Below are 6,334 nucleotides of genomic sequence, written 5' to 3'. Positions count from 1 at the left end.
GACAGCTACCTGCGGTGGTATCACCTCGCCGTCCTCCCGCGCGCTCCTTCACCCCGCGCGGTCCTCGCCGCAGCCGGGGGAATGCTGAGTGTTAGACCTGCGTGCATAGCTAATGCTAATTGAGCCGAAAATTATATCTAGAAATTGGTCAGTGGCAATGACGACGCGACCAAAAATTATATCCAAAAATTGGTCACTGCAGCGAAGAAGGGCGGGGTGCGACCTGGGCTCCGCCACCTGCTGCTGGCTGGCGCCTGGAGCGAGTGGCCGATGCGCATGTGGACGGCGAGCGGGAGCACCTCGGTATTGCCGAGACCGCAAGCCGAGCGGAGCTGGTCCGGCGGCTGGTGCAGGGATTCGGCATCTCGCTGATGGCATGGCGCAGAGCCCGAAGCCATCGCCCGTGACCCATGGACGCCACCGACGAAAGGATGCGCCGCGAGAGCGCTATCCCGCGCCGCTGCGACGATTCAAGTCCTGGGCCGGAGACAACTCCATCAGGGACGCTGTCGATGATAGGCGAGCGCCATGGCGAGGCAGATCGCAAGCGGCTCGGCCGGCAGCGGAACGGATGGATCGAGCAGGATCGCGCGGTTTCCCTGATAGGAGAGCGTCTGCGCGAAATGTGCGCGGAACGTCTCCACCAGTGTCGTGCGGCAGTTGAACAGCACCGCACCCATGCCTTGCGGCGATTTCGGCCGGCCGAGCCGGATCGTGCTGCCGCTGCCCGTCGCCAAGGTAAGGTAGGCGGGCTCACCCCATTTCAACGTCTCGGTTAAAGGGCCGACGCCGGACGTTCCCGCGGCCGTCGCGAAAATCAGAGCCCGCACCTCCAGGAGCCTCAGGCGGACCCGCTCGGGGAATGCGGCGAACGCCGCCGCGACCTCGGCGGGGATCTCCGGCGGTTCGTGCCGGCCGACCTTGAGGTCACGCCCATTCTTCAGGTGAGCCATGCCGAGGCCCTGGCCGCCGGATTCGGCGGCGCGACGGGGGCGTTGCAGGTCGGCGCGGAGATTTGGGTTGCGAGCTATACAGGCGAGCGGATCGCCCGTTTTCCGGCGACGCCCCCTCCGGGGCCGCGCTACTCTAGGAACGTGAGAATGTCAGCAAGGGGGTGAAGTCGTGATTGTCGGCTGCCCGGAGAGCCGTGACGTAGCGCGTTCGGGTTTCGCCAGCATCAACCAGGTTGGCGCGGCCCCAGCTGAATGGCGGCCGTTCGAGCTGCCGTTCGAGCAAGTCTCCGACCAGGCGTGAGAAGCGGCCATTGCCATTCGGGTAGGGATGGATGGCCACCAAACGATGGCTGAAGCGGATGGCGATTTCGTCGGGCGGGTAGGTGCCGTTCTCGATCCAATAGCGGGCATCGTCGACCGCCTGTCGTACCTCCATTGCGATCCGGTAGGCGTCAACGCCGATGTTCCTTCCCGTCGTGCGGTATTGTCCCGCCCAGCGCCATACGTCACCGAACATCCGGCGGTGGAGCTCGTCCAGGACGTCCTGGTCGAGGACGTTCCGCCGTCGCGACATCGCCCAACGCCAGCCCGCGCCGATATTGACCTGCTCGGCCTCGTTCAGCTCATGGCGCATGGTGATGTAGGAGGGGATGAGTTGTTCCCGCTCCTCGGCGTTCAGCGGGGTATTGGCCTCGTCGTCATCCTGAAACAGCGGATCGTCTGCCGGCATGGAGATCAGTCGTCCTCCCACAGCCGCCGTGGCGAGTCGGCAAGAAGGTCCTCCGTGAGACGACGCCGCTCATCCTCAAGATCGGGCCGCAGCAAGGCTTGGTTCTCCAGGCGCATGGTGTGGTCGAGTCGGGTCATTGCGCGTCCCGCCTTCTCGGCCGCACGTTCACGGACAATGTCGTCGAGCGGCTTGATCGGAACGAAGGCGTAGACGAACGTGCAGTTCATCGCGGCCGCTGCCTCCCGAAGGGTCCTGATTGTGGTGGCGCCTGAAACCTCCGCCTTCTCGATAGCCGGAATGCGGGAGGGGGCAGCCCCCATGCGGGCGGCAAGCTGCCGGCTGCTCATCCCTAGGGCTTCGCGAATGGCTTTCATCCACCCGCGCGGCGGGACGGCGAGGCTGAGTTCGCGCAATGGCGCAAGGCGGCGTTCCAGTTGTTTGCGGGCGAGTGCGGTTTGTTTGGTGTTCATAAAATTATGTCCAAGACCGCACGGATATAGCACATATATGTGAGCGGGGTAAGCCAAAACGCTCACAAATTCATGTCCAATATAAGCGGAATTAAACATGAATATGTGAGCGTGTATCGGCGCCTACAGCAGCGGGAGCTGATCTCCCAGGGGTTGGCCATCCTGCATGTGCTCGAGGGCGGACAGCGTCAAGCCGAGCAGGCGGACCCCTTTGCGGAACGGATAGACCTGGTCGAGCAAAGCGTCACAGATGGTCTCGACCTCGGCGGCGTTCTCGGGCGGAAGCCCCAGGGTTCGGCTGCGCGTGAGCTGGTGGAAGTCAGCGAACTTGACCTTCAGGGTGATGGTGCGCCCACGCAGGCCCTTTGCCTCGCAGTGCCGCCAGACCTTGGCGATCAGGGGGCGTAGCTCCGCCCGCGCGGGCTCCAGCTCGAGAATGTCCACCATGAAGGTGTCCTCGGCGCCGACCGACTTGCGTGGCCGATCTGGCTGAACCGGGCGCTCGTCGATCCCGCGTGCGATGCGATAATACCAGAGTCCCGATTTGCCGAAATGCTCCTGCAGAAAGGGGAGGGGCTTCGCCTTCAGATCCGCGCCGGTCTCGATGCCGAGGCGCTGCATCTTCGCCGCGGTCGCCGGCCCGACGCCGTGGAACTTCTTCACCGGCAGGTCTGCGACGAAGCCCGGCCCCATGCGCGGCGTTATCACCGCCTGCCCGTTCGGCTTGTTGAGGTCACTCGCCATTTTCGCGAGGAACTTGCAATAGGAGATGCCGGCCGAGGCATTGAGACCCGTCACCTCCTTGATCCGTGCGCGGATCAGCCTGGCGATCTCGGTCGCGATCGGCAGGCTGTGCTTGTTGTCGGTGACGTCGAGATAGGCTTCGTCCAGCGACAGGGGTTCGATCAGATCGGTGTGCTCGGCGAAGATCTCTCGGATCTGCGCGGAAACGGCTCGGTACACGTCGAACCGCGGCGGCACGAAGATCAGCTCCGGACATTTCCGCCTGGCGGTGACCGACGGCATCGCCGAGCGGACGCCGAAGGCGCGGGCCTCGTAGCTTGCTGCGGCGACCACGCCGCGGGCGGCGGCACCCCCGACCGCGACCGGCTTGCCCCGCAGCTCTGGATGGTCGCGCTGTTCGACCGAGGCATAGAACGCATCCATGTCGACATGGATGATCTTCCGTGTCGCCGGGGAGAGCAGCCGGTCGGAACCGATGTCCGATATTGACGGATCGGCGGGGACGAGCTCCGGCGCCGGCCGCGCGGCTGCGATGCCTCGCGTCGGGGCGGCCCCCGTCACTTCGACCCCTCCTCAAGCTTCAGCGGCGCCTCCACCAGGACGAGCAGGTCGTCGGGAAGCGGCCGCTGCAGATGCTTCACGTCCGCCCAGTCTCCCGGTCAGCCAGAGATCGACCTCCTCGGGTGTGGTCAGGATCGCAGGCATCGCCTTGAGGTGGATCGGCTTGACGATCCCGTTCGCCGACGTCGTCAGGAAGCCGTAGAGCTCGAATTCGCGCTCGCCATCGCGGACTTTCCTGACGCCCTTCCAGGGTGTCCAGAATCCAGCAAAGAACATCAGGGGCCGATCCTTGTTGCGGGCGAACCAGGCGTTCGGGGCCCGGCCGCCCGGAACCTTGCTCGCTGGATCAGGCTCCGCGAAGGACGTGAAGGGGACGACGCAGCGGCTCGTCGGTCCCAGCCAGCGGCGCCAGTGCGGGGAGTTGACGTTGCGGATGTTGGTGACGCCCGGGTCGTAATTGCCTTTGATGTAGTCGGGTGGCGTCGGCATCCCCCAGGTGGCGCTGACGATCTCCCGCTGCCCGTCTTCTGCGACGCGCACGATCGGCGCCAGCGTATTGGGATAGACATCGCGCGAGGGCTCGTTCCAGCCTGCCTTGTCCCGGAAGGCTTTGGTGAACTGTACCACGGCGTCTCGGGTGGTCGTCAGATTGTAGAGATTGCACAAGGCCTCGCCTCCTATCTCCACATGCCCCGCATGCGCGCGCCGACATCGATGCGGACCTGACGCGGGCCGCTCCCAGATGCCGCGCCACCAGCCGCCATAGGCCACGCCCGGCACTCGAAGAATTGCAGCAGCATCGCAGGAATGAACCGGGTCCGCGAGGCGTAGACGTGACGGTCGCCGGTGGCGGGCTGACCATGGGTGAAGAAGCGCTGCGGCACGATGAGCGACGGGCTGTCCTTCGCTCGCGTCATCGCGACATAGAGCAGCCGGCGCTCCTCCTCGATCTCGGCCGAGGTGCCCGCGCCGAGGTCGGAGGGAATGCAGCCATCCACGGTGTTGAGCACGACCACCGACTTCCATTCCTGACCCTTCGCGGAATGGATGGTCGACAAGATCAGATAGTCCTCGTCCAGCATCGGCACGCCGGCCTCGCCCGAGGTGGCATCCGGCGGGTCAAGAGTGAGCTCGGTCAGGAAGCGCTCGCGGGAAGGATAACCCGCGGCGATGTCCTCGAGCTGAAGGAGGTCGGCACGCCGCATCTCGGCGTCCTCATGGATGCGCTCGAGGTGGGGCTCGTACCAGGCGCGCACCCGTCCGATCTCCGCCGGCCATCCCGCCACGCCCTCCCGCAGATCCGCCATCAGGGATACGAAGGACGGCCGGTCGGCCGCCGCGCGCGGCGGCGTGGGATGATCGGCGAGCGCGCGGATGGGGTCGCTCCGATCGGCCATGGCATCGAGCGCGGTCTGCGCCGTCGAGGGGCCGACACCGGGCAGGAGCTGCATCAGCCGGAAGCCGGCCACCCGGTCGCGCGGGTTCTGAGCGAACCGCAAGGCCGCGAGCATGTCCTTCACGTGCGCGCTGTCGAGGAATTTCAATCCCCGAACTTCACGAACGGAATGTTTCTGCGGGTCAGCTCGACCTCCAGCGGGCCGCTGTGGTGGCTGGCGCGAAACAGCACCGCCTGCTCCTTCAGGCGCATTCCGGTCTCCCGGTTCTCCAGCACGGTCTCGGCCACGAAGCGCGCCTGGTCGGCTTCGTCGCGCACCGTGACGAGGCCCGGCCGCTCGGCGGACGCCCGGTCGGTCCAGAGGTCCTTGGTGTAGCGCTCCTTGGCGAGGCCGATGACGCCGTTCGCCGCCGCCAGGATCGGCTGGGTCGAGCGATAGTTGCGGTCGAGCGTGATGACGTCGGCGGCCGGCGCGAACTCCGCCGGGAAATCGAGGATGTTCCGGACGGTCGCGGCCCGAAAGGAATAGATCGACTGGGCGTCGTCGCCGACCACCGTCAGGCCGCGGCCGCCGGGCTTGAGCGCCGTCAGGATCGAGGCCTGGAGGCGGTTGGTGTCCTGATATTCATCGACCAGGACGTGGTCCCAGCGCCCGCCGATGTCGTCGGCGAGGACCGGATCGCCCACCGTCTGCGCCCAGTAGAGCAGAAGGTCATCGTAGTCGAGCACGTTCTGGGCCTGCTTGGCCTCGACATAGCCGGCGAACAGCTCGCGTAGCTGCCCCTCCCAGGCGGCGCACCAGGGAAAATGGGCGCGCAGGATCTCCTGCAGCGGCGCCTCCGAATTCACCACTCGCGAATAGATCGAAAGGCACGTGCCCTTGGTCGGAAAGCGACTTTCTGTCTTCGAGAAGCCGAGCTGGTGGCGGACCAGGTTCATGAGGTCGGCGCTGTCTTCCCGGTCATGGATCGTGAACTGCGGGTCGAGGCCGATCTCATTGGCATATTCGCGCAGCAGGCGCGCCCCGATGGCATGGAAGGTGCCGGCCCAGGCGAGGGCCTCGGTCAGGACGCCGGATTTATCACCCAGCACCCTGGCGCAGATGCGCTCGACCCGTCGGCCCATCTCCGAGGCCGCGCGCCGGGAGAAGGTCATCAGCAGGATCCGCCGCGGATCGGCGCCCTTGACGATCAGATGCCCAACCCGGTGTGCCAGCGTATTGGTCTTGCCCGAGCCGGCACCGGCGATGATCAGGAGCGGCCCGCCCGCTCTGCCGTCAGCAAGGCCGACGCCATGCTCGACCGCGGCCCGCTGCCGCTCGTTCAACTTGTCCAGATATGCCGCGCTCATCGCCCCCGCCCGGACTTGGCCCCACCGTTACCATCGTGCGTCGAAGCCTCCGGTCCGCGCGATCGAGCCACCATCCGAAGGCTCCACGGGAGTCCGATTGACTCGCGACGCAGTTAAGAACAAAAAAAGA

At 65.8% G+C, this 6,334-nt stretch carries 4 protein-coding genes and 2 pseudogenes; all 6 read right to left on the bottom strand.

The features are described from left to right. Positions 1-497: 497 nt before the first annotated feature. The gene (locus tag ABLE93_RS22840) at positions 498-953 is read right to left on the bottom strand and encodes a DUF1801 domain-containing protein (RefSeq protein ID WP_348842060.1); all 456 of its coding nucleotides are present in this window, start codon (positions 951-953) and stop codon (positions 498-500) included. A gap of 133 nt (positions 954-1,086) precedes the next feature. Then, positions 1,087-1,683, bottom strand: coding sequence for a mobile mystery protein B (locus ABLE93_RS22835; protein WP_348842059.1), 597 nt, complete (start codon positions 1,681-1,683; stop codon positions 1,087-1,089). 5 nt (positions 1,684-1,688) lie between these two features. Further along, complete coding sequence (locus ABLE93_RS22830) at positions 1,689-2,153, bottom strand: mobile mystery protein A (protein ID WP_348842058.1); 465 nt, start codon at positions 2,151-2,153, stop codon at positions 1,689-1,691. Between the two features lie 123 nt (positions 2,154-2,276). After that, complete coding sequence (gene dinB / locus ABLE93_RS22825; protein WP_510183067.1) at positions 2,277-3,320, bottom strand: DNA polymerase IV; 1,044 nt, start codon at positions 3,318-3,320, stop codon at positions 2,277-2,279. A 134-nt stretch (positions 3,321-3,454) separates the two neighbouring features. Further along, a pseudogene (locus ABLE93_RS22820) lies at positions 3,455-4,124 on the bottom strand (SOS response-associated peptidase). Between the two features lie 11 nt (positions 4,125-4,135). Then, positions 4,136-6,204: pseudogene (locus tag ABLE93_RS22815) on the bottom strand (ATP-dependent helicase). Positions 6,205-6,334: the final 130 nt, after the last annotated feature.

It is taken from the genome of Xanthobacter pollutisoli (assembly GCF_040044995.1).
In the GTDB taxonomy this organism is placed as follows: Bacteria; Pseudomonadota; Alphaproteobacteria; order Rhizobiales; family Xanthobacteraceae; genus Xanthobacter.
This window is presented reverse-complemented; position numbering and strand designations above follow the sequence as displayed.